Source organism: Brucella haematophila (assembly GCF_005938105.1).
GTDB classification, from domain to species: Bacteria; Pseudomonadota; Alphaproteobacteria; order Rhizobiales; family Rhizobiaceae; genus Brucella; species Brucella haematophila.
This window is the reverse complement of the sequence record NZ_VCPE01000002.1, coordinates 108,553-134,127: the sequence shown is the minus strand read 5'-3', so window position 1 is coordinate 134,127 and position 25,575 is coordinate 108,553. Positions and strand designations below refer to the sequence as shown.

Here is a 25,575-nt window from a genome sequence, read left to right as displayed (position 1 = left end):
AGAACAGAAACCGCTCTATTTTGCCGCGAATTTTCGGAGCTACGCGCATGTCATTCCTGACAAACCTGACCTTCATTCCCGAATGGACCATTTTCGTCCAGTTCGCGATTGCAACCGCCATTCTTTCCATCACGCCTGGCCCGGATATGACGCTGTTCGTCGGGCGCGCCTTGTCTGAAGGCAAGGCGGCCGGTTTTGCCTGCATGGCAGGCGCAAATACCGGCATCGTCATCCATACGACGATGGTGGCGCTGGGGCTTTCGGCGCTGATTATCGCGTCTCCGGCTGCTTTCACTGTGCTGAAGGTGGTGGGTGCCGGCTATCTCGTCTGGCTCGCCGTACAGGCAATCCGCAAGGGCTCGGCGTTTTCGCCGGAAAAGAACGGTGGTAAAAAGCACACGCTGGTTCAGAACTGGGCGACAGGGCTTGGCATCAATCTGCTCAACCCGAAGATCATTCTGTTCAACATGACCTTCCTGCCGCAGTTTGTTTCCGCACACGATCCGCATGCGATGGGCAAACTGTTTTTCCTCGGCCTGTCCTTCATTCCGCTGGCGCTACCCTTTACCGTGCCAATGGTCCTGGCAGCCGACAGATTTGCAGGCCTTCTGAAGAAGAACCCGACAGTCACGCGCATTGTGGATTGGTTGTTTGCCGGTGTGTTTTCGGCTTTCGCGCTGAAAATCATCACCGCGCAGGCGAAATAAGCTTTATGCCTTGATTATCCTGCCGGGCGGTCGGAAAGCCGTCCGGCATTGCGGCCTGCAATCAGCCAGTAGATGAAGCCGCCTACAATGCCCGCGCCCACGAAGGCAGCAATCCAGAGCGGCATTTCCGGCCAGTCGTCCGAGCCGCGAAACGGAATGGCGGTTCCAGCAGTTCCAAGACCGATCACGGCTCCCACAACGCAATAAAACACCGACGAGCGATAGCCGCGTGCTTCGGCAAGCAGAATGACGATAGCCGCAGGCAGGAAGCTGATGCCGCCTGCCAGCATGGCCACGACAAAACCACCGACGAACACACTGCTCCAGAAGCTGGTTGTCGCCCAAAGCGTGGCGGCTTCCGTATTGCTGGCCCCGGCCATCATGGCGAAATCGTCCATCAGTGCATCGACGCCGATGCTGCGAAACAGGATGGCGGCCAGAAACCAGCCGGTTGCCAGAAGGCCGCAGCAATAGCCAAAGAGAATAACGACGAAGCGCATTATGTAGTCGAATGTATCGTTCACGCGCGCTCGCTTGTTCCGTTTATTCGCCGTGTCCGGCGATCATCATGGCTTCCAGCGCAAGGCGTTCGCTCTTGCGCATGCGTTCGGATTCCGACTTCAGCTGGCCGCAGGCCGCGAGAATGTCGCGACCGCGTGGGGTGCGGATCGGCGAGGCATAACCGGCTGCGTTGACGTAATCGGCAAAACGTTCGATCTGCTCCCAGTCCGAGCACTGGTAGTTGGTGCCGGGCCACGGGTTGAACGGAATGAGATTGATCTTGGCCGGAATGCCCTGCAACAGCTTCACCAGAAGCTTTGCATCTTCCAGGCTGTCATTGATGTCCTTCAGCATCACATATTCGAATGTGATGCGCTTGGCATTCGACAGGCCGGGATATTCGCGGCAGGCCTTGACCAGCTGTTCCAGCGGATACTTCTTGTTGATCGGCACGAGGATGTCGCGCAACTCGTCGCGCACGGCGTGCAGCGAAATGGCGAGCATAACCCCGATCTCATCACCGGTGCGATAGATTTCCGGCACGACGCCCGAGGTCGAAAGCGTGATGCGACGCTTGGAAAGCGACAGCCCGTCGCCATCGGAGGCGATGATCAGGGCCTTCTTCACTTCCTCGAAATTATAGAGCGGCTCGCCCATGCCCATCATCACGATATTGGTGATCTTGCGGCCTTCGGCAGGCACCATGGCGCCGTCGGGCGTATCCTTGTCCGGAAAATCGCCGAGCCGGTCGCGGGCGGTCAGAAGCTGTGCCAGAATTTCTTCCGAGGTCAGATTGCGCACCAGCTTCTGTGTGCCGGTATGGCAAAACGAGCAGGTGAGCGTGCAGCCGACCTGGCTGGAAACGCACAGCGTGCCACGGCCTTCTTCGGGGATATAGACGCTTTCGATCTCGACCGGGCGACCTGCGCCGCGCGGCGGAAAGCGGAACAGCCACTTGCGGGTGCCGTCCTGAGAAATCTGTTCTTCGACCACTTCCGGGCGCGCAATGGTGAAATGCTCCGCCAGCATGGCGCGCAGATCCTTGGAAATATTGCGCATGTCAGCGAAATCGGAAACGCCGCGCACATAAAGCCAGTGCCAGAGCTGGCTGATGCGCATCTTCACCTGACGTTCCGGCACACCGGACTTGACGAGCGCTTCGGCCATTTCCTCGCGCGACATGCCGATGAGCGACGGCTTTGCTTCCAGATTGGCGCGCACATGGCGGGCAAGCTGGTCGCGCGTATCATCAATGGTAAGGTCGAACGAAATAGACATCTGTTTTCAACTGTTAAGGGGCGACCGCGATGACGCGCGCCGATCAATTCGGGCCCGATTGCCCTGATTGCAAGGAGTATATGGGCTCTGTCATCTGCATATGCGAGCCTTGTTCCGCGCGCTCTTAGCATAGAATAAGGCGTCCGTCATCCCGTTCGATCATCCCGGCTGTCATGCAAGATTGGCGGAACTGACACAAAAGAAAAAAGCCGGAGCAAAGGCTCCGACTCTGAAAATTCAGTCCGTATTCGACGAAAAGTCGCTTACTTGCAGTTCTGGATCGCGGCGAGAGCTGCCGAAACACCCTTCAGCGAATAGGTGTAATTGGTCTTGGTGCCGCGCTTCGACTGCGCCTCGACCTTGAGATCCTGACCGGATTTCATGGCTGCGATGAGCTTCGGCTCTTCAGCGGCATTTTCCATCCAGCCCGACTTGCCGTTCACGAACATGGTGAAACGGTTGCTGCCGACGCTGACGGTAACCTTGGCGTTGGGGTTCAGGTCATACCCCGCCATGAACTGCGGCTCGAACGAGATGTTCTGGCCCGGCTTCTGGCTGATCAGGAAGAAATTGTCGCCGTGGTCGACCGAGGCCGGAGCCTTCACAGTCGGAACGGAGAGGACATAGCAAACCTTGCCGTTGCCCGCCTTGTAGCTATAGGCGCCCCAGGCGTCGAACTGTTTAATCTGGGTCGGTGTCTGGGCGAGGGCCGAGCCCGCCATTGCAATTGTAAACACCGAAGCCGCGACGATCGATTTTCCAAGCATGATCTTTTACCGGTTCTCTTTCGTTTGCTTCAAACTCGAATATCGGGATGCCGCCGTTCTACACGCCGCCCCGCTCAGTTGCCGATTAAAGTGCCTTAATCTGGGTTACCAAACGGTGAAGTTTTGAAAGAAAACTTGAACGAGCAAGGGCTGATCGCCACCCCAGGCTCCACATCAATGCAAAGAAAGCGGCTGGAATATGACAGGAGGGGAGTAGGGCAGTAGGGGAATAAGGGAATAGGGGATGAAGGGGGAAGTTGCGGCTTCACAATTAAGTGTCTGGTCCGAAAGTCGCCATCCGGGCTGCAAATGACGACAAATATGTTCTGGCTCACCGCCTAGTTTAAGGGCTTGTACGGGTTCAGGATTGTGAGAACTTACTCCCTTACTCCCTTACTCCCTTACTCCCTTACTCCCTTACTCCCTCAACCTCTTCCAGCGCCTGACGCGCCGCCAACCGGTGCGCAGGCGTAATATGCGTGCGCACGGCGGTAAGGGCGGCCATCAGCACGGCGACATCGTCGGTAAAGCCGATGCCGACCAGCATGTCGGGGATAATGTCGAAGGGCAGCACGAAATAGGCAAGCGCCGCCATCAGCGTCATGCGCACGCGTGTCGGTGTCTTCTGATCGAGGGCGCAATAATAGGCGGCCACCACTTCATCCATGAAGGGCACCATCCGACCGGCGCGGCGTGCGGCCTTCCAGAAACCTTGCTTCACCCGTTCGCTGCGTTTCTTGAAATCGCTTTCGCTGCCGGGTTCAAGGATTTCACCAATTTTGACGCTATCCATCGTCGAGCAAACTCCTGTCAGTCAGATCGCGGCCTATGAGGGGCCGAAAATGACATGATCGAAAATGGGGGGTATCGCCCCGGTTTTCAAGTTTTTGCTCGTTCAGGGCAGGCAGCATCCTGCAAGAACCATCAGCTACAACCTCCATCCCAAATCACCGGATTATAGGTCCGGCCAGCCCAAGGTCAGTTTTGGGTCTGGGTCAGCTTCTTGATCTGATTGAATGGAGACTGTTCATGCATCTTACCGGCTATGGCGAGAACTTTGTTCGTGCTGACCGGACGAGTCAGTTCTATCGCGGAAACCAGCTCGCATCGGCGCAGGATTTAAGCGACCACATCACCGTCGATGTGAAAGACAATGTTTGCTACGACGCAACGGCTTATATGCGCTTTCTTCTGGGTGCGGGCATTTCCGAGCATACCTTGCGCGGAACCTCCGGGCAGAACTGGATTCCGCTGTTGAACTTCCGTGCCGGAGAGCAGTGGAACGGCTATTCCGCCATCACCTATGGCCGCGCCATCGGGTTCTACGATGTTAGGGCCGGGCATATTTTCCACTCGGCCATTGCTGTCGGCGATGTCTTTATCCGAAGTATCAATGGCGGCGCGCTTGGCCAGAACTGGGGTGATCGCATCGATCTGACCAAAGCGCTGCCCTATTCGTGCCGGAACCGCGACGGCAGCTTCAATTACCAGAAGAAGATCATCATGGTTTATATTTCAAAGGTTTAAGAGCCTGTTCCAAAAGTCGTACTGTGTGGCTGCAAATGTCAATTTTCTACATTCCGGTGCTCACGTACCTTTAGTACGCTCCGCTCCGGTACTCGAAAATCACCATTTTCGCACACACATGCCGCTTTTTGATTCAGGCTCTAAGAGGTGGCTATCGCATTCATCTTGCGCGCCATTTTGATGTCTAGGTCTGTGATGCCATTCTCGCTGTGGGTCGCTAACGTGACATCGACGCGGTTATAGACATTGAACCATTCAGGATGATGGTCGAGTTTTTCGGCGTAAAGCGCTGCCCGTGTCATGAAGCCGAAAGCGGCGTTGAAGTCCTTGAACTTGAAGCTTTTGGTGATCGCCTCGCGATCATCCACCTTCTGCCAGCCCTCCAGTTCGGCCAGCGCCTGTTTCAGTTCGTCTGCAGTCAGCCGGTTGCGTGCCATCGTCTTTCGCCTATGTTGCGGTTCTTGAACTAACTTATCATGAGCGCGAGGGTTCCGTGACCATAGAGAAACCGACCAGCATTCTTTTCATCTGCGCCGGCAATATCTGCCGTTCACCGCTTGCCGAGGGCGTGATGGGACATGTTCTTGAAGCACGTGGTGTCCGCAATGTGCTGATCGATTCGGCAGGGACGAACGGTTATCACACGGGAGAAGAACCCGATGAACGGTCCATCAGCGTTGCGGCGCGTCATGGTCTCGATATCAGCGCACAACGATGTCGCCAGCTGATCGCCGCCGATTTCAGCCGCTTCGACCTGATCCTTGGGATGGACCGCTACAATATGCGGATGATCGCGCAACGGCAGCCTGCAAATGCAAGCGCGCATGTTGGGCTGTTCACCGAGATTGCAGAGGGAAAGGCAGTTGAAATCCCCGATCCCTATTATGGCGGAACCGGGGATTTCGAGCTGGTTTACCGGATGGTTCTGGCGTCTTCGAAAGCGCTGGCCGACCAGTTCTGGCGGGTGGACGCCACCAAAGGCCAGGCTTCTTCAACAATGTAAGGTCCGCCGCCCACGGAATCGCGGGAGGACATCAACACGAAACGGCCCACCTTGAAGGGTGGCGTCGCGAAATTGCCGCGTGAAGAAAGGTAACGCACGACATCGTCGATGCGAGCGTTGCGAAGCCGCGCAAGCGTCACATGGGGTGTGAATTTGCGCGGGTCAGCGGGAATGTGCAGCCTCTGGCAGATGCGTTCGATTTCCGCCTGCAATGCGTTGAGTTCAGGCGACGGGGATACACCCGCATAAATGCTGTGCGGCTTTTTGGAACCGAACGCATTGACACCCGACAGGTTGAGCATGAATTCGGGTCGCCGCACACGATCAAGCGCATTGGCAACCTCGTCGGCCACATGGCCTTCCACATCTCCGATAAAACGCAACGTTATGTGGTAGTTTTCGACATCAATCCAGCGTGCGCCGGGGAGACCGCCTCGCAATAATGACAGCGAGAGCGCAGCATCGCGCGGGATTTCGAGGGCAGTGAAAAGACGCGGCATAAGGCATCCTCCTCGAAGCGTTCTGTGTCAGAGCGCTATGCGTCGTGGACGCATAAAGGACACTCTAACCTAGAGAGTCAAAACATCGTACCTGTCAGAAATCGATTCGGCTAAGTCGATGCATTTGTAGCGAATCATCGTTTGAGTCCCGGAGCAAGCTGTTTATGCTCCTAACGGGTTTCAGCCTCCTGATGTCCCCTTGTTTTGCATGTCGGACAGGCTTTTTTCGATAGTGGGCATAAAGTTTGCCACCATTGCTTCGACACCTTTTTCGTTGGGGTGCATTCCATCCTCGAGCAGAAGATCCTTCTTGGTTGCTACGCCGTCGAGGAAAAACGGGTAGAGCGGCACGCCATATTTCTGCGCCAGCTTCGGATAAATCGGGTTGAACTTGGCGGCATAGTCCTTGCCCATATTGGGTGGGGCGATCATGCCTGCCAGAATGACGGAAATGCCGCGCTCCTTGAGGCGCGCCAGCATGTCGTCCAGATTCTTTTCCGTAATGTCGGGCTGGATGCCGCGCAGCGCATCGTTGGCGCCGAGTTCAAGAATGACGAGATCGGTTCCATCGGGGATGGACCAGTCGATGCGTGACAGGCCGCCCGTGGTCGTGTCGCCCGATACGCCTGCATTTTCAATTGAAACCTCGACGCCCTTGTCGTTCAGCGCTTTTTCAAGCTGCTGCGGAAAGGCGGCATTGACGGGCAGGAGATAGCCGGCCATCAGGCTGTCACCGAAGCCGACAACCTTGACCTGCGAAAGCTGTTCGGTCGGCAGAGCGTCTTCAAGACCCGTCGGGTCTTCCTGTGCCGGCTCCTGCTGGGCATAGACGCTGCCAGCAAAAACTGATCCGAGGATCGCAAAAATCGAGAGCCATGCCGGAATTGAGAGTTTGAAACGCATCGTTGGCAACCCATATTCGGTAAAAGGGTGAGCGACAGCTCACGTGATTTATTCAAGTGTTGGCGCAACATAAGTTCAAATTTGTGGCGCGCCCTTCAGTTCTACTGATTCATATAGGAAGAAAACCGCGTGACGGAACAGGCTGTTGGCCCGATTATCGAACTTGAGAACGTTCATCTGACGCTTGGCCATGCTGCATCATCGGTGCATGTGCTGAAAGGTGTCTCCCTCAATATTGCCAGCGGCCAGTCCGTGGGCATTGTCGGTCCGTCCGGTTCGGGCAAATCCACACTTCTCATGGTTCTGGCAGGGCTGGAGCATGTCGATAACGGAACTGTGAAGATTGCGGGCGAGACGATCAGCCAGATGAGCGAGGATCAGGCCGCTGCTTTCCGTGGGGCCAATATCGGCATTGTGTTCCAGTCGTTTCACCTGATCCCCAATATGACGGCGCTGGAAAATGTGGCGGTTCCGCTGGAACTGGCCGGACGCCGAGACGCATTCGAAGTTGCGGAACGCGAGTTGAAGGCCGTTGGGCTTGGCGAACGGCTGACGCATTATCCGTCCGAGCTGTCCGGCGGCGAGCAGCAGCGCGTGGCGATTGCACGTGCGCTTGCGCCGTCGCCGAAAATTCTGATCGCCGACGAGCCGACCGGTAATCTCGACACCACGACGGGGCGGCAGATTGCCGATCTGCTCTTCGCCAAACAGCGCGAAAACGGGCTGACCATGGTGCTCGTTACCCACGATCCGTCGCTGGCCGCGCGTTGCGACCGCGAGATTCCCGTCCGTTCCGGTCGCATAGAAGAACCGGCCAAGGGTGGTGCGGTGCTTGAGAAACTGGTGGCTGGCGCATGAAATCTGCGACGTCGCTTTCGCTGGCACTCCGCTTCGCACTGCGCGAAATGCGCGGCGGACTTGCCGGGTTCTATATTTTTCTGGCCTGTATCGCGCTTGGCGTGGCGGCTATCGGCGGCGTCAATTCCGTGGCGCGGTCGGTCAGCACAGGCATTGCGTCGGAAGGTCAGAGCATCCTTGGCGGCGATGTCAGCTTTGCGCTCAATCAGCGCGAAGCATCCGCCGATGAGCGCGCCTTTATCGAAAAGCAGGGCAGGATGGCCGAAAGCGCAACGATGCGCTCCATGGCCCGTATGCCGGATGGGTCCGACCAGTCGCTGGTCGAGGTTAAGGCGGTCGATGCCGCCTATCCGCTCTATGGTACGTTGAAGGTCGCACCAGAACAGTCGCTGGCCGATATGACGGCTGTCAAAGGCGATGTTTACGGCGCTGCGGTCTCCCAGGATTTTCTCAACCGCATGGGGCTGTCGCTCGGCGCAAAGGTGCTGCTCGGTTCGCAAACATTCGAATTGCGCGGTGTGATCGAAAGCGAACCGGACCTTCTTTCGTCCGGCTTCAATTTTGCACCGCGTTTTCTGGTTTCGCTTGATGGCCTACGGGCTTCGGGTTTGATCCAGCCGGGAAGCCTTGTCGACCATGTTTATAAGGTCGCGCTTCCCAATGGCGCGCCAGATTCGGCAATTGCCGAAGTCAGACGGCTGGCCACCGCCGATTTCCCGGATGCCGGATGGAATATCCGCTCCCGCGCCAATGCCGCTCCGGCGCTGAGCGCCAATATCGAGCGCTTCTCACAATTTCTCACGCTGGTTGGCCTGACGGCGCTGATCGTCGGCGGTGTCGGTGTCGCCAATGCTGTGCGTGCCTATCTTGACGGCAAGCGCGGTGTGATCGCGACCTTCAAGTCGCTTGGCGCGCCTGCGCGCTTTGCGGTTCTGGTCTATCTGGTGCAGATCATGGTGATCGGCCTGATCGGTATTGTGCTTGGGCTTATTCTGGCGGCGATTATTCCGTTTGCTGCTGGAATAGTGCTGGCCAATTATCTGCCGGTCGCCGGTGGCGGCGGTTTCTTTCCCGGCGCGCTGGCGCTCGCCGCCGTCTTCGGCCTGATCACCACGCTCGCCTTTGCGATCATTCCGCTGGGTCGCGCCCGCGATATTCCGGCGACGGCCCTGTTCCGCGAGCAGGGCTTTGAGCAGCGTGGTCTGCCGCCGCTGCTTTATCTGGGGCTGGCGGTTCTGCTGATTGCGGCTCTCGCTGCTCTGGCGCTATACGTTGCCTATGACCGGCGCATTGCGGCGATCTTCATCGTCTCGGCCATTGCCGCTTTCGGCGTGCTGCGGCTTGTGGCCGATGGCATACGCTGGCTCGCCCGCCGCGCACCGCGTGTGCGCTCGACGGCGCTGCGGCTTGCTGTCGGCAATATTCACCGCCCCGGCGCCCTGACGCCTTCAGTGGTGCTTTCGCTCGGCCTAGGCCTCACGCTGATGGTGGCGATTGCGCTGATCGATGGCAATCTGCGCCGTCAGGTCACGGAGAATATTCCGGCACAGGCGCCGGATTTCTTTTTCGTCGATATCCAGAACCGCGACATTGGCGATTTCACCAAGCTGGTGAGCGGCATCGTGCCAGACGGCAAGCTCACTTCCGGCCCAATGCTGCGCGGGCGTATCGTGGCTTTCAACGGTGCCAATGTCCGCGACATGACCATTCCGCCCGAGGCGGCCTGGGTTCTGCGCGGCGACCGCGGCATTACATTTGCCGACAAGGTGCCGGATAATTCGACGCTGAGCGAGGGCGAATGGTGGCCTGCCGAATATAGCGGTGAGCCGCTGGTCTCTTTCTCCGAACGGGAAGGCAAGGAACTGGGGCTGAAGCTCGGTGACAAGGTGACGGTCAATGTGCTGGGCCGCAACATCACGGCAAAAATCGCGAGCTTCCGTCAGGTGCAGTGGGAAACGCTGGCGATGAATTTCGTCATGGTGTTTTCGCCCAACACCTTTGCCGGTGCGCCGGCGACATGGCTTGCGACGCTCACCATTCCGGACGGCCAGAAAAACCGCGCGCCTGATGTACTCCGACAAGTCACCAAGACATGGCCCGCTGTCACGACCGTCAGCGTGACCGATGCGCTCAATGTCGCCAATGATCTCATCAGCCAGCTTGCAACAGCCATTCGCGCTGCGGCTTCCATTGCGCTTGCCGCTTCGGTTCTGGTGCTGGGCGGTGCGCTGGCTGCGGGCAACCGCGCCCGGGTGCACGATGCTGTCGTCCTGAAGACGCTGGGGGCCACACGCGGCACGCTGATTGCAGCCTATGTGATGGAATATATGCTGCTCGGTCTCGCAACCGCGCTTTTTGCACTTGCCGCCGGTAGTGCGGCTGGCTGGTATGTCGTGGTGGAAATCATGAAGCTCAAGGCGAGCTTCCTGCCCGATGTGGCGCTGATGACCGTAGCGGTTGCGCTGGTGCTGACGGTCGGTTTCGGATTGGCCGGTACATGGCGGGTGCTGGGCCAGAAGCCTGCACAAGTGCTCCGGACTATATGAGCGTTTTGTAATGTGTAGGGCTAAAAAAGCATAAGCCATTGGATCGTATGGAGAATGCGGTTCGGTTTTTCGCTGTGACCCTCGCGTTTTTTTACAGGCGGTACTTGTACGTGAGGGCCATAATCCCCATAATGTCAGGCAGGCATGCTGGAGTCCCGCCAGCGGCGCCTGGCGGCGGCTCGCCGGAATGAGCGCCCCGACACCGGACGGGACATGGCAAGAGGATTTAAGTCATGGCTGACTTTCGCAATATTCAGGCGCAGCAGAGGCCCGTAGGCGGCGCTCGCGCCGATGCAGGCATCGATCAGGGTTTGCGCAGCTATATGCTGGGCGTTTACAACATGATGGCTATCGGCCTGGCCGTTACCGGCCTTGCTGCATTCGCCGTTGCGGCACTCGCAACGACGACGGACCCGTCCGCAGCCGTCGCGCAGCTTGCTAACGGCAAGATGCTCACGGGCCTTGGCGTCGCGCTCTATACCTCGCCGTTGCGCTGGGTGGTGATGCTTGCGCCGCTGGCGGCAGTGTTCTTCCTGAGCTTCCGCATCGAACGTCTTTCGGTCTCGACCGCTAACGCCGTCTTCTGGGGCTATGCAGCTCTCGTCGGCCTGTCGCTGTCGTCGATCTTCCTGGTCTTCACCGGCCAGAGCATCGTTCGCACCTTCTTCGTGACCGCCGCGTCCTTCGGTGCGCTGTCGCTCTACGGCTACACGACCAAGCGTGACCTGTCCGCTATGGGCTCGTTCCTGATCATGGGCCTGTTCGGCCTGATCCTGGCTTCGGTCGTCAACATCTTCCTCGGCTCCTCGGCATTGCAGTTTGCAATCTCGGTGATCGGCGTTCTGATCTTCGCAGGCCTCACCGCCTACGACACGCAGTCGATCAAGGAAATGTATTACGAAGGCGATGCTTCGGATACGCAGGGCCGCAAGGTCGTGATGGGCGCGCTGCGTCTCTACCTCGACTTCATCAACATGTTCACCTTCCTGCTGCAGTTCATGGGCAACCGTAACTAATCAGCAGAAGAAGCTGGAATGCGAAAGGGCAGCGGAAACGCTGCCCTTTTTGCTTTTGTCCGATCGTTTCATGATGCATTCTGGAAATGTGTAAAATCATTTCTCCGGTTCTGCCTCATGCCCATCGTCCGCGATTTTAACCCCACCGATATAGATGCCATCACTGCAATCTATACCGAAGCCGTGCTGAACGGTTCCGGCTCCTACGAAGTCGAGCCACCGTCGCGTGAAGATTTGCGACAGCGCTTTGAGGGTTTTGTCGAGCAGGGTTTCCCAATTCTGATTGCGGAAGAGGAGGGTGTGGTGCTGGGCTATGCCTATGCCAGCTATTTCCGCACCAGACCGGCCTATCGCTGGCTTGCGGAGGATTCGATCTATATCGCGCCAGAGGCCAAGAATAAGGGCGTCGGCAAGCTTCTCCTGCGCGAGGTGATCGAACGGGTAACGGCGGCGGGTTTTCGGCAGCTGCTGGCCGTCATCGGCGATGGCGAGAACAATATTGGTTCGGTGCGGCTGCATGAAAGCCTGGGCTTCCAGCATTGCGGACGAATTGAGGGTTCAGGCTTCAAGCACGGGCGCTGGCTGGATACTGTGCTGATGCAGTTGCCGCTCAACGGCGGACGCACGCTTGAGCCGGGAGCGCCGCCGCTATCCTCATCCTGAGCGCGCCGACGTTCAGGCCTCGACGAGTTTCAGGCTCTTGTCGAAAACGCGCAGCACGCGTTCCAGCTCATGGCCGCGCTTCATGATCAGCCCACTTGCGGCGATGACCGAATAAGCACCCTGCTTCTGGGCCAGCTTGGGATTTTTCTCGATGCGGAACAGCGGCACCTCGCTGGCGCGCCGGAAGATGGAAAAGACGGCCCGGTCAGTCAGGTGGTCGATGGCGTAGTCACGCCATGCACCGGCGGCGACCATGCGGCCATAGATGTTCAGGATCTTGCCAAGTTCATGCCGGTCGAAACTGATGGTGGAGGGGGTTGGTCTGGCGCGGTCGAGTGAGACGACCTTTGTCGACGCAGACGCGTTGGACGAGGATGATGAATCCTCATTTGCTGCGCTTGAAATATCCATGTCCTTCCTTTCAGCCCTGTGGGTGGCGAAGCGGCAGGCGCGTCTTCGCTGAAACGAAGCGCATGACAGTAGGGTGATGCTTTTGTGAAACAAATTCAAGTGCAGGCGGCGTCTTGGCTGTTTAATTGACCGGGATTTCCCTCAAAAAAAAGTCAGATTCGCTGCCTATTTGATCGTGCATTAGTTGTTCACGAAAAACGAAAGTCTGTCTGTAATGGTGATCGGCGAACACATTTTCGCCTTGTCAGCTTCGCATTCCAGCCTGATTATGGCTTCAGCATCCACGTGTTGCCTGAGACGGTTCGGTTCGGGTATGTCCGACCCCAAGCCCCCCGCCCAAAGGACTGCCCGAGCCGAACCAACCTTCTTCGTCCGACCGAGCCGCAACACTGATACTTCCTTCCAGACACTTCGAAACCGAAGCCCGCGAAAAGCGATGATCGTGTTCGACACCCGACAATACTGCCGGATTTGAAGACTATGGTTTGTGATGAAACCGCTGCGGTCAGAACCCGACTGGCGCTTTTTCCTTGAACATGGCGGCACCATGGATACGCCCGAGCGAATTGTCGTCCCGGGTTTCCTGCAGAATAACGGCACAACCTGAAACATCCTTGCGCTTCAATTCGGAGGCGGGGAGTTCGATTTTCAGCGGTTTGCCGTCCCACATGCCGATGGTGTTGATCTCGCTCACCGTGTTTCGGTAAGTGATATCCTGACCGGCATTCTCGCCCTCGGTGATCGGTATGGTCACTGCATCGCGGAAATAGAACAGCACCACATGCACCGGCGATTTCGGCTTTTCACCAGCGCCAATTTCGATCGACAGACGGCCATCATCGAGACGGTTGATCGTGACAGGCACAGTCAGCTTGTCGGCAGCGATCTGTGCGTTGATAGCCCCCGCATCGCGACCGTTGACTTCTGCCCGGCCATTGATGATGGCCTGCGGCGTATAGATCATGCGCGCGTTGAAGGAATTGCGATAGGCATTCTGCCGGTCGGTATTATCCTGGGTGGCAAGCGTGTCGCGCCACCCCATATAATCCCAGTAATTGACGTGAAACGACAGCGCCAGAACGCTCGGATCATCGGCGAATTTGGCAAAATTATCGTCAGCCTTCGGGCAGGATTTGCAGCCCTGGCTGGTGAAAAGCTCGATAACGGCAGTCTTCTTCGGCGCAGCTTCAGCCAAAGCGGAGCCTTGCATGGAGACGCAACCGGTGAAAGCCAGCCCCAGAACGGCGCATATGTTGCGCCAACCCGGCTGGAAATCGCCGGTCAGCCATGTGGCTGTTCCATAAAAAGACGGCTGAGCGGTCACTTTAGTTTCATCCTGCACTAATTGATGATGACATCTATTATGTAGGAATTGCGTCGATCAATGGGAATTCACGTTGCGGTGAGATTCCGGGGCAAGTGTGCTCTATTTGCGTCATATCAATCCCGAAATGTCGGGATTCGGGCGCGAAAATCGCGAAAATGAGAGATTCGGCGTTGAAACTGCCGGAAAATAAAAAAGCCGCCGAAGTGATCCGGCGGCTTTTCGTTTCAATCGAGTGCCGATTAAGCGGCGAGATCGCGCAGAACGGTCTGCAGAATGCCGCCATTCTTCATGTAGTCCAGCTCGTCCAGCGTATCGATGCGGCAGATCAGCGGAACCTTCTTCACCGAGCCGTCGGCATAGGTGATGGAAGCGTCGACCTTCTGACGCGGACGCACATCGGCAAGACCTTCGATGGTGACGATTTCGTCGCCCTTGAGGCCAAGCGTCTGCCAGCTGGTGCCTTCCTCGAAGACGAAAGGCACAATGCCCATGCCGACGAGGTTGGAGCGGTGAATACGCTCGAAGGACTGTGCGATCACGGCCTTGACGCCGAGCAGGTTGGTGCCCTTGGCAGCCCAGTCACGCGAAGAACCGTTACCGTATTCGACGCCTGCAAAAACGACGAGCGGCACACCCTCGGCCTTGTACTGCATGGCAGCATCATAGATCGAGGTTTCTTCCTTCGACGGGTAGTGGATGGTGTAGCCGCCTTCACGTCCGTTTTCGCCCAGCATGTGGTTGCGAATACGGATATTTGCGAAGGTGCCGCGCATCATCACTTCATGGTTGCCGCGACGCGTGCCGTACTGGTTGAAGTCGGCAATGCCGACGCCATGGTCGATGAGATACTTGCCGGCAGGCGACTGAGCCTTGATGGAACCAGCAGGCGAAATGTGGTCGGTCGTGATCTTGTCGCCGAAGAGACCAAGAATACGAGCGCCCTTGACGTCGCCGATCTGACCTGCCGACTTGCCCATGCCAACGAAGTAAGGCGGGTTCTGCACATAGGTCGAGTTATCGTCCCACGCATAGGTCTGGCCGGCAGGAACCTGAACGGCCTGCCAGTTGGCATCGCCCTTGAATACGTCTGCATATTTCTCCGAGAAGATTTTGCGGGTGACGTTCTTGGCGATGAACTCCTGGATTTCCTTCGAGGAAGGCCAGATGTCGCGCAGGAATACCGGGTTGCCGTTCTGGTCTTCGCCAAGTGGCTCCTTGGTCAGGTCCTTGGTGACCGTACCGGCAAGAGCGTGGGCGACGACGAGTGGCGGCGAAGCAAGGTAGTTTGCCTGCACGTCCGGAGAGACGCGGCCTTCGAAGTTACGGTTGCCGGACAGAACGGCAGCCGCGATCAGGCCCTTTTCGTTGATCGTCTTGGAGATTGGCGCTGGCAGCGGGCCGGAATTGCCGATACAGGTCGTGCAGCCGAAACCGACGAGGTTGAAGCCGAGTGCATCGAGATCCTTCTGGAGACCAGCGGATTCGAGATAGGCGGCAACGACCTGAGAGCCGGGAGCAAGCGACGTCTTGACCCAAGGCTTGGTCTTGAGACCCTTGGCGACGGCGTTGCGAGCCAGCAGCCCGGCAGCAATCAGCACGCTCGGGTTCGAGGTGTTGGTGCAGGATGTGATGGCGGCGATCACCACATCGCCATGGCCGAGGTCGAAGTCTTCGCCTTCAACGGCATAGCGCGTGGTCTGGCCGGTGGTCTTCTTGTACTCGTTTTCCAGCGAGGTTGCGAAACCGGAACCGATGTTTTCCAGCGGAATACGACCTTCCGGACGCTTCGGACCGGCCATCGACGGAACGACGTCGGCCATGTCGAGTTCGAGAATGTCGGTGAAGACCGGATCGGCTGCACCCTTGTCGCGCCACATGCCCTGCGCACGGCAGTAAGCTTCAACCAGCTCGATGCGATGCTCATCGCGACCGGTGGTGTTCATGTAGTTCAGCGTTTCGCTGTCAACCGGGAAGAAGCCGCAGGTTGCGCCATATTCCGGGCCCATATTGGCAATGGTCGCACGGTCGGCCAGCGTCATGTTTTCGAGGCCTTCACCGAAGAATTCGACGAACTTGCCGACGACGCCCTTCTTGCGCAGCATCTGCGTGACAGTAAGCACGAGGTCGGTCGCGGTGACGCCTTCCTTGACCTTGCCGGTCAGGCGGAAGCCGATAACTTCCGGCAGAAGCATGGAAACCGGCTGGCCGAGCATGGCAGCTTCAGCTTCGATGCCGCCCACGCCCCAGCCCAGAACGCCAAGGCCGTTGACCATGGTTGTGTGGCTGTCGGTGCCGACGCATGTGTCGGGATAGGCTATCGTTTCGCCGTCTTCTTCCTTGGTCCAGACTGCCTGGGCCAGATATTCGAGGTTCACCTGATGGCAGATGCCGGTGCCAGGAGGAACAACGCGGAAATTCTGGAACGCCTGCTGGCCCCATTTCAGGAAGCGGTAGCGTTCGCCGTTGCGCTGATATTCGAGGTCCACATTGGCCTTGAACGCGCTTGGATTGCCGAATTCGTCAACGATGACCGAGTGATCAATGACCAGATCTACGGGCACGAGCGGATTGATCTTTTCCGGGTCGCCGCCGAGCGCCTTGAGGCCGTCGCGCATTGCTGCAAGGTCTACAACGGCTGGAACGCCAGTGAAGTCCTGCATGAGAACGCGGGCTGGGCGGTAGGCGATTTCTGCGCCGGCTTTGCCGCGGTCGGCAAGCCACTTGGCAACAGCTTCGATGTCCGACTTCTTAACGGAGCGGTCGTCCTCGAAGCGAAGCAGGTTCTCAAGTAGAACCTTCATGGAGAAAGGAAGCTTGGAAACACCCTCGAGGCCGTTCTTTTCGGCTTCGGTCAGGCTGTAATAGACATAGTCTTTACCACCTACGGTGAGGGTCTTGCGGCATTTGAAGCTGTCAATGTGTGACACTGCATTCGTCCTTATGCTACTGGCCGGAAAACCAGGACGAACGCCTAGGCTAGCGTTTCAAGGACGCGCCAAGGTGCGGGTGCAGTCATTTCCGCTGTCCGTCCCGAAGCCTGGGTCCCGAACTTTTTATTGCGGGTGCCAGGTGTTGAGATCGGCCAAAAATGGTTTCCACGCCGACCGCTGGCGTGGTAGCTGCTATATAGAGAGTTTCCTAAAACGATTCCAGACTGAATCTCGTGAATTCGCCTGCTTGCGGCGAAATGTTGCGATCCTCCCGGTTGTTCCATCGAGTTGGGAAGCGGTTGGTTTTTGAGGAGAGAAAATGCGGCTGGAGGCCGAAAATCTGGGCGGCGAACGGGGCGGCGAGACAATCTTCTCCAACCTTTCTTTCACGCTCGATAGCGGGGAGGCGCTGGTGGTCACTGGCCCGAACGGGTCAGGCAAATCCACCTTGCTGCGGATCATCTGCGGCTTGCTCGCGCCCGAAGAGGGGCGGATCGAGTTGACTGAAGGCGGTGCATCACTGCCGGTGCAGGCAGCCTGCCATTATCTCGGCCATCAAAATGCGATGAAACCAGCCTTGAGCGTGCGCGAGAATCTTTTGTTCTGGCAACGCTTTAACGGTCAGGACGCCACTGCGCCGCTGCTTGAAGTCGATGAGGCGCTGGAAGCCGTCAATCTGCCCGGCGTTGAACATCTGCCCTTCGGCTATCTCTCCACCGGGCAAAAGCGCCGTGTTTCCATTGCCAAGCTTCTTGTCAGTTATCGTCCGCTATGGATTGTCGATGAGCCGACGGCAGGTCTCGACAAGGCATCCGAAGCGCGCTTTGCCGGGCTGATGCATGACCATCTGCAACAGGGCGGCATGATCATTGCTGCCACGCATATTCCGCTGGGGCTGGAAGCCGTTTCAGGGAAAGTGGAGGCCGGTTTCCCGTCAGAAACTGCGATAGTCAGAAATATTTCTATCAAGTCGCTCGATATGGCCGGTTTCTCGCATGAGGCCTTTTGATGCTGGCGCTGTTCCTTCGCGACATGCGCCTGAGCTTTCGCGCGGGTGGCGGCGCGCTGGTCGGCATATTGTTCTTTCTCGCCGTCATTTCGGTGATGCCATTTGGCGTCGGCCCGGACCTCAATCTGCTGGCGCGGATCGGTCCGGCCATGTTGTGGATCGGCGCCCTGCTGGCGACGCTGCTCGGGCTTGACCGGCTGTTTCAGGTCGACCGCGACGATGGCTCTCTCGATCTTCTGCTGATCGGCTCCGACCGGCATATGCTGGCGCTCACGGTGCTGGTCAAATGCGTCGCCCATTGGGCGTCAAGCGTGTTGCCGCTGGTGATCGCGTCGCCCATGCTCGGCCTTTTCATGAATATGGATGCAGCAGCCATCGGCGCTACAACCCTGACGCTTCTGGTCGGCACGCCCGCCATTGCCTTTGTCGGTGCAGTCGGTGCGGCGCTGGCAGTGGCCTTGCCGCGCGGCGGACTGCTTGTTTCCGTCATCGTGCTGCCGCTCACCATACCGGTTCTAATTTTTGGTGTATCTGCTTCTTATGGAGCGACGGTAGACAACGCCCCCTTTGTCGCTCCATTTCTGGTTCTGTCCGCGCTCACGCTGTTTTTCGCGGTGCTGGGGCCGCTGGCCGCGAGCGCTGCGCTCAAGAATTCAGCGGATTGAACATGATCCCGAAAAGTGGGAACCGGTTTTCGGTGGTCATCATGTTCGGCGGATTGACGCAGTTGATTACGGTCAATTGAACGGCATAAGGGGGGAGGTTAAGTATAGGTCATGACGAAAGACGCTGTGAAAACCGCAAGCTGGCTCGATATGGCCAACCCCACCCGCTTCCTTGCCTTTGCGGGCAAGGTTTTGCCGTGGCTGTCGGCGCTTGCCGTTCTGTTCCTTGTTGGCGGTCTCGCCATGGTCTTCCTGTCGCCAGACGATTACCAGCAGGGCCTCACGGTCCGTATCATGTATATCCATGTGCCTTTCGCATGGCTTTCCATGATGTGCTATTCGATCATGGCGGTATCAGCACTGGGAACGTTGGTCTGGCGGCATCCGCTGGCCGATGTCTCGATCCGGGCCGCCGCGCCGCTTGGTGCCGTGTTCACGGCCTTGGCGCTGGCTACGGGTTCGCTCTGGGGCAAACCCATGTGGGGCACATGGTGGGTGTGGGACGCACGCCTGACCTCGGTTTTCGTGCTGTTCCTGATGTATCTCGGTATTATCGCACTGTCGCGCGCCTTCGCCGATCCGGCCAAGAGCGCCAAGCCGGTAGCCGTGCTGACGCTGGTTGGCTTCATCAATATTCCGATCATTAAATTCTCGGTCGACTGGTGGAACACGTTGCACCAGCCAGCGTCGGTTTTCCGTATGGGCGGACCGACCATCGATGCATCCATGCTGCGCCCGCTGTTCGTGATGGCGATTGGTTTCACGCTGCTGTTCTTTGCGCTGCATATGATGGCGATGCGCAACGAAATCTGGCGCCGCCGCGTGGCGTCGATGAAGAAGCTGGCCGCCCGCAACGCGGATCGCAAGCGCGGCAAACAAATCCAGGAGGAGGGCGCGGTATGAGCAATCATCTCGGCTTCGTCGTGGCTGCTTATGGCATCACAATCGTGGCGCTTGTCCTGACTGTCGGCTGGATAATCATCAATCAGCGTATCCAGAAAAACGAGCTGAAGCGGCTTGAGGCGCAGGGCGTGCGCCGCCGTTCCTCGAAGCCAGCCGGATCGGCACAATGAGTGAGGCGACGCAAAAGCCCGCAGCGCCGAAAAAGCGCGCCACATGGGTAGCGCTTCTGCCTCTGCTGGTCTTTGTTGGGCTTGCCGCCGTCTTTGCGGTGCAGCTTTTGTCCGGCAAGGATAGCTCGGCCATTCCATCTGCTTTGATCGGCAAGCAAGCGCCGCAAACCAATCTCCCGGCAGTTGAAGGCCTGATGCGCGACGGCGTTCCGGTGCCGGGCCTTAACAGCGAAGATTTTATTGGCAAACTGACACTTGTGAATGTCTGGGGATCGTGGTGCGTTCCCTGCCGTCAGGAGCATCCGCTTTTGATGGAAATAGCCAAGGACAGTCGCATCCGTCTGGTAGGTCTCAATTATAAGGATCAGCCTGAAAACGCCCGCCGTTTTCTGGGCGATCTCGGCAATCCCTTTGCCGCCGTCGGTGCCGACCGTGCAGGCCGCTCAGCCATCGAATGGGGCGTCTACGGCGTGCCGGAAACCTTCCTCGTCGGCCCCGATGGCAAGATTATCTATAAGCATGTCGGGCCATTTACGCCGGAGTCGGTGCGTGATGAGTTAATGCCTGCGGTGGCGAAGGCTTTTGATCATAAATTATAAAGCTGGAATTGCTAACAGTTGATGTAATTTATTATGTTTATAATTATAACTTTGTATTTTTAATTAATAATGGTGATTTTATGTTTAGGGTTAGAGGTTTATTGTTGTATGTATTCTGCCTTTTTCTCTCGTTCGTTGGCTTTCTAGCGCCGGTCTATGCTGCCTCGCAGGAGATATTTTCCTCTCGGCCGAAGAATGTGCCGAATGACTACGTGATCACACCGAACGGTTATTTCCATCCGAGTTGCGTACATACCGTGCAGAATGACGAGATAGTTCTTCCAGGATTGATCATAGAAAAGCAAAACGGTGAGAGAAGAGCACTGGAGAAATGTAAGTACTCGAATTTTAGCCGAGCAGGGCAAGAGCGAAAACCGGAAAAGAAGCTAATATCGCCGAGTGATATGGTTGACGGTTGGAAGTTAGATGCTAGTTATCAAATGGAAAACAGTTTGGGCATCCTGTCGGCCTCGTGGGTCGTTCCCGCTGATCCGGCTATTAACCAAGGCCAGAGTGTTGCTTTCTTTCCCGGCGTGCAGCAAATCCCATTAGTCTCAATTCTGCAACCGGTATTAGATTGGAATAATTATGGTATTCCTGGATGGACTTTGGTTAGCTGGAATTGCTGCGAAGCTGGGACGACTTACCATTCAGTGCCTGTATTATCTTTTGCTGGGGATATAATCCAAGGGACGGTAGCTTATGATGCTCCTACGGGAGGATATACTGTCAAGACGACCGGGCGAAATGGTTCAACGTCTCTAAAAACTCGTTCTTACTTGCAAACTGTGAATCAGGTTTTTGGTGCGGCAATGGAAGTCAATGGTGTTCAATCTTGCGATGGCTTACCCGCCAGCCGATCAATAAAGTTTTATAACATTTCAGTTTTTGATATGAACGGTCGCACTGTAAACCAGCCGTTTATTCCTACTTACATTGGGAATGAGTGCAACTATAATATATCAATTAGAAATGGTTCCCCTTCAGAGATCACTTTCAATTTCTGAAACTGCCTGCCTCTCGTGGTGTTGAACTGAGAGGCAGGCGTTCACGCAATATGTTTATTTTATATTCCGCACAGCACCCTTCGCAGCACTCGTTGCCATGGAAGCATAAGCCTTCAGCGCGGTAGAAATCTTGCGCTTGCGCTCTTCGGCTGGCTTCCAGCCCGTTGCTTCCTGCTCGGCGCGGCGTTCGGCCAGCGTCGCATCGTCCACGGCGAGGTGGATCTTGCGGTTCGGAATGTCGATATCGATGATATCGCCTTCGCGCACCAGACCGATCGTGCCGCCTTCGGCAGCTTCCGGCGAAACGTGGCCGATGGAGAGGCCTGACGAACCGCCCGAGAAACGACCGTCGGTGATCAGCGCGCAGGCCTTGCCCAGACCTTTCGACTTCAGATAGCTGGTCGGGTAGAGCATTTCCTGCATGCCGGGACCGCCCCGCGGGCCTTCATAGCGGATCAGCACAATGTCGCCAGCCTTGATCTTGCCGTTCAGGATGCCAAGCACAGCCGTATCCTGACTTTCGAAGATACGTGCCGGGCCGGAGAACTTCAGGATGGAGTCATCCACGCCTGCCGTCTTCACGATGCAGCCGTCTTCGGCCAGATTACCGTAAAGCACGGCCAGACCGCCGTCCTGGCTGAATGCGTGTTCCTTGGAGCGGATGACACCCTTTTCGCGGTCGGTATCGACACTGTCGAAGCGGCGTTCCTGGCTGAAAGCCACCTGCGTCGGCACGCCGCCGGGCGCAGCTGAGTAGAACTTGTGCACCATTTCGCTGTTGGTGCGGGTCACGTCCCAATGATCCAGCGCCTTGGCAACAGTCTGGCTGTGCACGGTCGGCAGATCGGTGTTGATCAGGCCGGCTTTGTCGAGCTGGCCGAGGATGCCCATGATGCCGCCCGCACGGTGCACATCTTCCATGTGAACCGTGTTGTTGGCAGGCGCGACCTTGCAGAGCACCGGCACGCGGCGCGACAGGCGGTCGATATCGGCCATGGTGAAATCGATTTCGGCTTCCTGCGCGGCTGCGAGAAGATGCAGAACCGTATTGGTCGAGCCGCCCATGGCGATGTCGAGCGTCATGGCGTTTTCAAAGGCCGGGAAGCTTGCAATCGAGCGCGGCAGCACGCTTTCATCGTCCTGCTCGTAATAACGGCGGGCGAGATCGACAACCAGATGACCGGCTTCCACGAAGAGGCGCTTGCGGTCGGCATGGGTTGCGAGCGTCGAACCGTTGCCCGGCAGCGACAGGCCGAGTGCTTCGGTGAGGCAGTTCATCGAGTTCGCGGTGAACATGCCCGAGCACGAACCGCAGGTCGGGCAGGCGGAGCGTTCAATCGTCTTGACCTGCTCGTCGGTATAGTGATCGTCGGCAGCGGCGACCATGGCGTCGACAAGGTCGAGCTTCTTGACCTGATCGTCCCAGATCACCTTGCCCGCTTCCATTGGTCCGCCCGAAACGAACACGACCGGGATATTGAGGCGCAATGCGGCCATCAGCATGCCGGGGGTGATCTTGTCGCAATTGGAGATGCAGACCATCGCATCGGCGCAATGGGCATTGACCATATATTCGACCGAGTCGGCGATGAGTTCGCGCGACGGCAGCGAATAGAGCATGCCGTCATGGCCCATGGCGATGCCGTCATCGACCGCGATGGTGTTGAATTCCTTGGCGACGCCGCCAGCGCTTTCGATTTCGCGCGCGACGAGCTGGCCGAGATCCTTGAGGTGAACGTGGCCCGGCACGAACTGCGTGAACGAGTTCACCACAGCAATAATCGGCTTGCCGAAATCCTCATCCTTCATGCCGGTGGCGCGCCATAGGCCGCGCGCACCCGCCATATTGCGGCCGTGGGTGGTTGTTCGCGAACGATAAGGAGGCATTTTCTGACCTTTTAGGAATTAAACCGGAGCGATTTTATCCGAACCGCCCCATCCATTGATAGTAACCCGTTTCCTGTCACAAAACCGTATCACGCTTTTGCTGGAAACATTCTAACTTCATTGCCGATATGACAGAAGCCCTTGCAGCAGGCAAAGCGCAAATTGCCCCATATTGCCAGCGGCGGGACTGTTTGCAGGTTTGCGGACAGCGAAAAGGGTTCTGGCGTGCGACAGCTTTCGCAGGCACAGGCAACCCCAATCTAGCAGGTTATTGTTATAATGCAAAAGAATTCAGGCTTAAAACGTAACGAAATTGCTTGAACTCAGTTTGCGGCCATTGCCATGGCGGTGTCGAGCAAGGCGTTCGCCGTCTTCATACGCTGTTCCGCATCGGCGCGAAACTCCGGCGGCAGGCGGTCCGGATGGTTGCCGGCAGCAAAGGACCGGCGCAGACGCTGTAGCTCAGCGCGCTTCAAGCCGGGGCGAAGATCAAGCTCACGCCTTATAGCATCGGGCGACTGGCTTTGCATGCGCGCTGCAATTTCACGCCGCTCGGTCTCAAGCGGGGTCTCAGGCCGCTCTGTCTCGCCGCTCTTTTCCTCAAGGTCAAAGAGGGGAGCGAGATCGACTTCCGGTCGCGATGGTGCGGCACTATCGCTAAACCCTGCGGAGAAGACCGCCGATGCGAGATTGATCTGCGGCCGGATCACGGTTTCTTCCTGACCGGAGCTTGCTTCGGCTTCTTTCAGAACAGTTGCAAAATCCGGGAAGGCCTGCCGCATTGGTCTCAGCGCACCGCAACGGCTGAAAGGGCAGTGGCCAGCGTGCGTGTCAATATTGTGGGCGGGATCGGCTTCTGGAAGACCGGCACTTCGGGATAGCGCGCTGCGAGTTCTGCGGGCAGTCCGCCGCCGGTATGGATGACGACGAATGTGTTGCGGCTTTTCAGCCGGTCGAGAATCGGCTCGACATTGCCGTCCGCCAGGTTCACGTCGAGGATGGCGGCGTCGACTTCGTTTCTGCTGATGAGATCCATCGCCTGCCGGACAGTGCCAACCGGACCGACAACCGTCCCGTTCGCATCTTCCACAGTCGCGGCAACGTCGAGAGCGACGAAAATTTCGTCCTCCACAACCAGTATGCGCCGCTGTTCAAGATCGTTCATCACTGTCTTTCACCTCTGCGGGAGCCCACGTTGCGAGGCCCGCGCTTCCATTCAGAAAATGCGCGAGCACCAAGTGTGGTTCCCTTCGCTGCATGATAATTCACTTATGGTGAATCAAATCTTTACCACAGGAAGAGGTCCCGAGGGCGTTGCAGACCGGGATCACGAAGAATGCAACTGTCGTGTCAGAATGCCGTGAAGGTCAGCGTGGTCAGCGACCGCACGATATGGGGAATGTTGAGCACGTTCTCGTTGATGAACTTGCCGATATCGTCACCCTCGGCGATATAGATTTTTGCCAGCAGGTCGAATTCGCCGCTGGTCGAGTAAAGCTCGGAAGCGATCTCGCGCTGATAGAGAGCGTCGGCAACCTCATAGGTTTTGCCGGGAGCGCACTGCAGTTGCAGGAAAACGGGCTTCATGTCTCTACCTTTCGCATCGGATGGCGGCGTTCGAGGTTTCAAACACGGTCGGGCAGGCGAAATCAAGAGCCATTGCGCGATTGAACCCGCCCACTTGTTGCAATCCTGTTCGAAACCTGATCGACCGCATGGCCAAAAGCTGTGGTCAAAATGAGCGATGGGTCACAATTGCTCTGGTAATATATCAATTTCAGGTGATGATCGGCTTTGCGTCCCAAATCGCTGTTATAGTCCCGCGCTCCGTGTCGGAGTACAGTTCTCACCATACACCGATGCATTTGCGAGGAGTATCCGAAGGTCTCATGAAATTTATGTCTGTTCTGTCCCCGGCTTTTGCCGTCGCTTGCCTTGTTTCTCTGGTTTCGATGGCTTTGCCTGCTTCCGCAATGAATGCTTCTGAAAAAGCGCAGCTCGAAAAGCTCGATCCAGATACCCGTCTGGAGCAGCGTTGCGATGTGGAAGCCATGGAGCGGATAACCCGCGAACAGAATAAATTCTCGGTCGACAAGGTGCTGGCCTACGCCTTTTCCGATCCGGTGACGCAGAAAAACTCCATAGATGCGGAAGGTGCTGCATTCCGCAGCCGCGAGCGCTGGTACAAGCTCGCCTTCACCTGCAAGACCGATGACGAGCACATCAACATCACGTCGTTCAAATATGATATCGGCGATGAAGTCCCCGAAGACCAGTGGGACAAGCATTATCTGGTGCCGTAACCAAGCGCCGTTCTCTTTTATTTTGATGGATTATCCTGCGACTTGTGAGTTTCTCCGTCGCGGGACTGGCAGCTGTGTGCTCAACCCTTATTCCC

The 25,575-nt window shown here is 57.2% G+C and carries 28 protein-coding genes; 14 read left to right on the top strand and 14 right to left on the bottom strand.

Annotated features, from left to right (window positions below; genetic code table 11):
- Nucleotides 1-47 precede the first annotated feature (47 nt).
- Nucleotides 48-707: a LysE family translocator gene (locus FGI60_RS03425; RefSeq protein ID WP_138783956.1), complete on the top strand. Its 660-nt coding sequence runs from the start codon at nt 48-50 to the stop codon at nt 705-707.
- Nucleotides 708-721: 14 nt separating this feature from the next.
- Here the strand turns inward: FGI60_RS03425 and FGI60_RS03420 are convergent, their stop codons facing one another.
- The 4 genes from FGI60_RS03420 to FGI60_RS03400 all read right to left on the bottom strand — a co-directional run bounded on the left by FGI60_RS03420 (nt 722) and on the right by FGI60_RS03400 (nt 4,046).
- Nucleotides 722-1,231, bottom strand: coding sequence for a hypothetical protein (locus FGI60_RS03420; protein WP_138783955.1), 510 nt, complete (start codon nt 1,229-1,231; stop codon nt 722-724).
- Nucleotides 1,232-1,250: 19 nt separating this feature from the next.
- Nucleotides 1,251-2,486 (bottom strand): 23S rRNA (adenine(2503)-C(2))-methyltransferase RlmN, encoded by a 1,236-nt coding sequence (rlmN, locus tag FGI60_RS03415; protein WP_138783954.1) that lies wholly within the window; start codon nt 2,484-2,486, stop codon nt 1,251-1,253.
- Between the two features lie 263 nt (nt 2,487-2,749).
- Nucleotides 2,750-3,253 carry an invasion associated locus B family protein gene (locus FGI60_RS03405; RefSeq protein ID WP_113533733.1) on the bottom strand — a complete coding sequence of 168 codons (504 nt, stop codon included), beginning with the start codon at nt 3,251-3,253 and terminating at the stop codon, nt 2,750-2,752.
- 409 nt (nt 3,254-3,662) lie between these two features.
- Nucleotides 3,663-4,046, bottom strand: a complete 384-nt coding sequence (locus FGI60_RS03400; RefSeq protein ID WP_138783953.1) for a YkvA family protein — start codon at nt 4,044-4,046, stop codon at nt 3,663-3,665.
- A 236-nt stretch (nt 4,047-4,282) separates the two neighbouring features.
- On the opposite strand from FGI60_RS03400, the gene FGI60_RS03395 reads away from it, so the two are divergent.
- The gene (locus FGI60_RS03395) at nt 4,283-4,780 is read left to right on the top strand and encodes a hypothetical protein (RefSeq protein WP_138783952.1); all 498 of its coding nucleotides are present in this window, start codon (nt 4,283-4,285) and stop codon (nt 4,778-4,780) included.
- Between the two features lie 140 nt (nt 4,781-4,920).
- Here FGI60_RS03395 and FGI60_RS03385 read toward each other — a convergent pair whose 3' ends face one another.
- On the bottom strand, nt 4,921-5,217 hold the full coding sequence (locus tag FGI60_RS03385) for a 4a-hydroxytetrahydrobiopterin dehydratase (RefSeq protein ID WP_138783951.1): 297 nt from the start codon (nt 5,215-5,217) through the stop codon (nt 4,921-4,923).
- A 56-nt stretch (nt 5,218-5,273) separates the two neighbouring features.
- On the opposite strand from FGI60_RS03385, the gene FGI60_RS03380 reads away from it, so the two are divergent.
- Entirely contained in the window at nt 5,274-5,783 is a 510-nt protein-coding gene (locus FGI60_RS03380; RefSeq protein ID WP_078339710.1) for a low molecular weight protein-tyrosine-phosphatase, read from the top strand.
- On the opposite strand, the gene thpR is transcribed toward FGI60_RS03380, so the two are convergent.
- Both thpR and FGI60_RS03370 read right to left on the bottom strand, forming a co-directional pair.
- On the bottom strand, nt 5,693-6,283 hold the full coding sequence (thpR, locus tag FGI60_RS03375) for an RNA 2',3'-cyclic phosphodiesterase (protein WP_078339697.1): 591 nt from the start codon (nt 6,281-6,283) through the stop codon (nt 5,693-5,695). The two genes, FGI60_RS03380 and thpR, sit on opposite strands and share 91 nt — an antisense overlap.
- A gap of 180 nt (nt 6,284-6,463) precedes the next feature.
- Nucleotides 6,464-7,186 carry an arylesterase gene (locus tag FGI60_RS03370; RefSeq protein WP_078339696.1) on the bottom strand — a complete coding sequence of 241 codons (723 nt, stop codon included), beginning with the start codon at nt 7,184-7,186 and terminating at the stop codon, nt 6,464-6,466.
- Nucleotides 7,187-7,315: 129 nt separating this feature from the next.
- Between FGI60_RS03370 and FGI60_RS03365 the strand changes: the two genes are divergently transcribed.
- The 4 genes from FGI60_RS03365 (at nt 7,316) to FGI60_RS03350 (ending at nt 12,269) form a co-directional block, all read left to right on the top strand.
- Nucleotides 7,316-8,044, top strand: coding sequence for an ABC transporter ATP-binding protein (locus FGI60_RS03365; RefSeq protein ID WP_138783950.1), 729 nt, complete (start codon nt 7,316-7,318; stop codon nt 8,042-8,044).
- Nucleotides 8,041-10,590 (top strand): ABC transporter permease, encoded by a 2,550-nt coding sequence (locus FGI60_RS03360; protein ID WP_138783949.1) that lies wholly within the window; start codon nt 8,041-8,043, stop codon nt 10,588-10,590. The genes FGI60_RS03365 and FGI60_RS03360 overlap by 4 nt, the downstream gene beginning before the upstream one ends.
- A 233-nt stretch (nt 10,591-10,823) precedes the next feature.
- Entirely contained in the window at nt 10,824-11,606 is a 783-nt protein-coding gene (locus FGI60_RS03355; RefSeq protein ID WP_078339693.1) for a Bax inhibitor-1/YccA family protein, read from the top strand.
- Nucleotides 11,607-11,723: 117 nt separating this feature from the next.
- On the top strand, nt 11,724-12,269 hold the full coding sequence (locus FGI60_RS03350; protein WP_138783948.1) for a GNAT family N-acetyltransferase: 546 nt from the start codon (nt 11,724-11,726) through the stop codon (nt 12,267-12,269).
- Nucleotides 12,270-12,281: 12 nt separating this feature from the next.
- Here the strand turns inward: FGI60_RS03350 and FGI60_RS03345 are convergent, their stop codons facing one another.
- The 3 genes from FGI60_RS03345 to acnA all read right to left on the bottom strand — a co-directional run bounded on the left by FGI60_RS03345 (nt 12,282) and on the right by acnA (nt 16,934).
- Nucleotides 12,282-12,680, bottom strand: coding sequence for a DUF2794 domain-containing protein (locus FGI60_RS03345; RefSeq protein WP_138783947.1), 399 nt, complete (start codon nt 12,678-12,680; stop codon nt 12,282-12,284).
- 505 nt (nt 12,681-13,185) lie between these two features.
- The gene (locus tag FGI60_RS03340; protein WP_138784229.1) at nt 13,186-13,920 is read right to left on the bottom strand and encodes a DUF1223 domain-containing protein; all 735 of its coding nucleotides are present in this window, start codon (nt 13,918-13,920) and stop codon (nt 13,186-13,188) included.
- A 326-nt stretch (nt 13,921-14,246) separates the two neighbouring features.
- Nucleotides 14,247-16,934, bottom strand: coding sequence for an aconitate hydratase AcnA (gene acnA, locus FGI60_RS03335; RefSeq protein ID WP_138783946.1), 2,688 nt, complete (start codon nt 16,932-16,934; stop codon nt 14,247-14,249).
- 322 nt (nt 16,935-17,256) lie between these two features.
- On the opposite strand from acnA, the gene ccmA reads away from it, so the two are divergent.
- The 6 genes from ccmA (at nt 17,257) to FGI60_RS03300 (ending at nt 21,290) form a co-directional block, all read left to right on the top strand.
- Nucleotides 17,257-17,946 carry a heme ABC exporter ATP-binding protein CcmA gene (gene ccmA, locus FGI60_RS03325; RefSeq protein WP_138783945.1) on the top strand — a complete coding sequence of 230 codons (690 nt, stop codon included), beginning with the start codon at nt 17,257-17,259 and terminating at the stop codon, nt 17,944-17,946.
- Nucleotides 17,946-18,611: a heme exporter protein CcmB gene (gene ccmB / locus FGI60_RS03320; RefSeq protein ID WP_138783944.1), complete on the top strand. Its 666-nt coding sequence runs from the start codon at nt 17,946-17,948 to the stop codon at nt 18,609-18,611. Before ccmA ends, ccmB begins: the two co-directional genes overlap by 1 nt.
- Nucleotides 18,612-18,722: 111 nt before the next feature.
- Entirely contained in the window at nt 18,723-19,514 is a 792-nt protein-coding gene (locus FGI60_RS03315) for a heme ABC transporter permease (RefSeq protein ID WP_138783943.1), read from the top strand.
- Nucleotides 19,511-19,684, top strand: coding sequence for a heme exporter protein CcmD (ccmD, locus tag FGI60_RS03310; protein WP_138783942.1), 174 nt, complete (start codon nt 19,511-19,513; stop codon nt 19,682-19,684). The genes FGI60_RS03315 and ccmD overlap by 4 nt, the downstream gene beginning before the upstream one ends.
- Entirely contained in the window at nt 19,681-20,283 is a 603-nt protein-coding gene (locus tag FGI60_RS03305; protein WP_138783941.1) for a DsbE family thiol:disulfide interchange protein, read from the top strand. Before ccmD ends, FGI60_RS03305 begins: the two co-directional genes overlap by 4 nt.
- Nucleotides 20,284-20,291: 8 nt before the next feature.
- The gene (locus tag FGI60_RS03300; RefSeq protein WP_138783940.1) at nt 20,292-21,290 is read left to right on the top strand and encodes a hypothetical protein; all 999 of its coding nucleotides are present in this window, start codon (nt 20,292-20,294) and stop codon (nt 21,288-21,290) included.
- 54 nt (nt 21,291-21,344) lie between these two features.
- Here FGI60_RS03300 and ilvD read toward each other — a convergent pair whose 3' ends face one another.
- From ilvD to FGI60_RS03280, 4 genes are all read right to left on the bottom strand, one after another.
- Complete coding sequence (gene ilvD, locus FGI60_RS03295; protein WP_138783939.1) at nt 21,345-23,177, bottom strand: dihydroxy-acid dehydratase; 1,833 nt, start codon at nt 23,175-23,177, stop codon at nt 21,345-21,347.
- Nucleotides 23,178-23,500: 323 nt separating this feature from the next.
- A complete protein-coding gene (locus tag FGI60_RS03290) occupies nt 23,501-23,959 on the bottom strand; it encodes a hypothetical protein (protein WP_138783938.1) in 459 nt (152 codons plus the stop codon).
- Between the two features lie 5 nt (nt 23,960-23,964).
- Nucleotides 23,965-24,342, bottom strand: a complete 378-nt coding sequence (locus FGI60_RS03285; protein ID WP_138783937.1) for a response regulator — start codon at nt 24,340-24,342, stop codon at nt 23,965-23,967.
- Nucleotides 24,343-24,527: 185 nt separating this feature from the next.
- The gene (locus FGI60_RS03280) at nt 24,528-24,764 is read right to left on the bottom strand and encodes an Lrp/AsnC ligand binding domain-containing protein (RefSeq protein ID WP_138783936.1); all 237 of its coding nucleotides are present in this window, start codon (nt 24,762-24,764) and stop codon (nt 24,528-24,530) included.
- 302 nt (nt 24,765-25,066) lie between these two features.
- On the opposite strand from FGI60_RS03280, the gene FGI60_RS03275 reads away from it, so the two are divergent.
- Entirely contained in the window at nt 25,067-25,480 is a 414-nt protein-coding gene (locus FGI60_RS03275; RefSeq protein WP_078339680.1) for a DUF930 domain-containing protein, read from the top strand.
- The last annotated feature ends 95 nt before the right edge of the window (nt 25,481-25,575 follow it).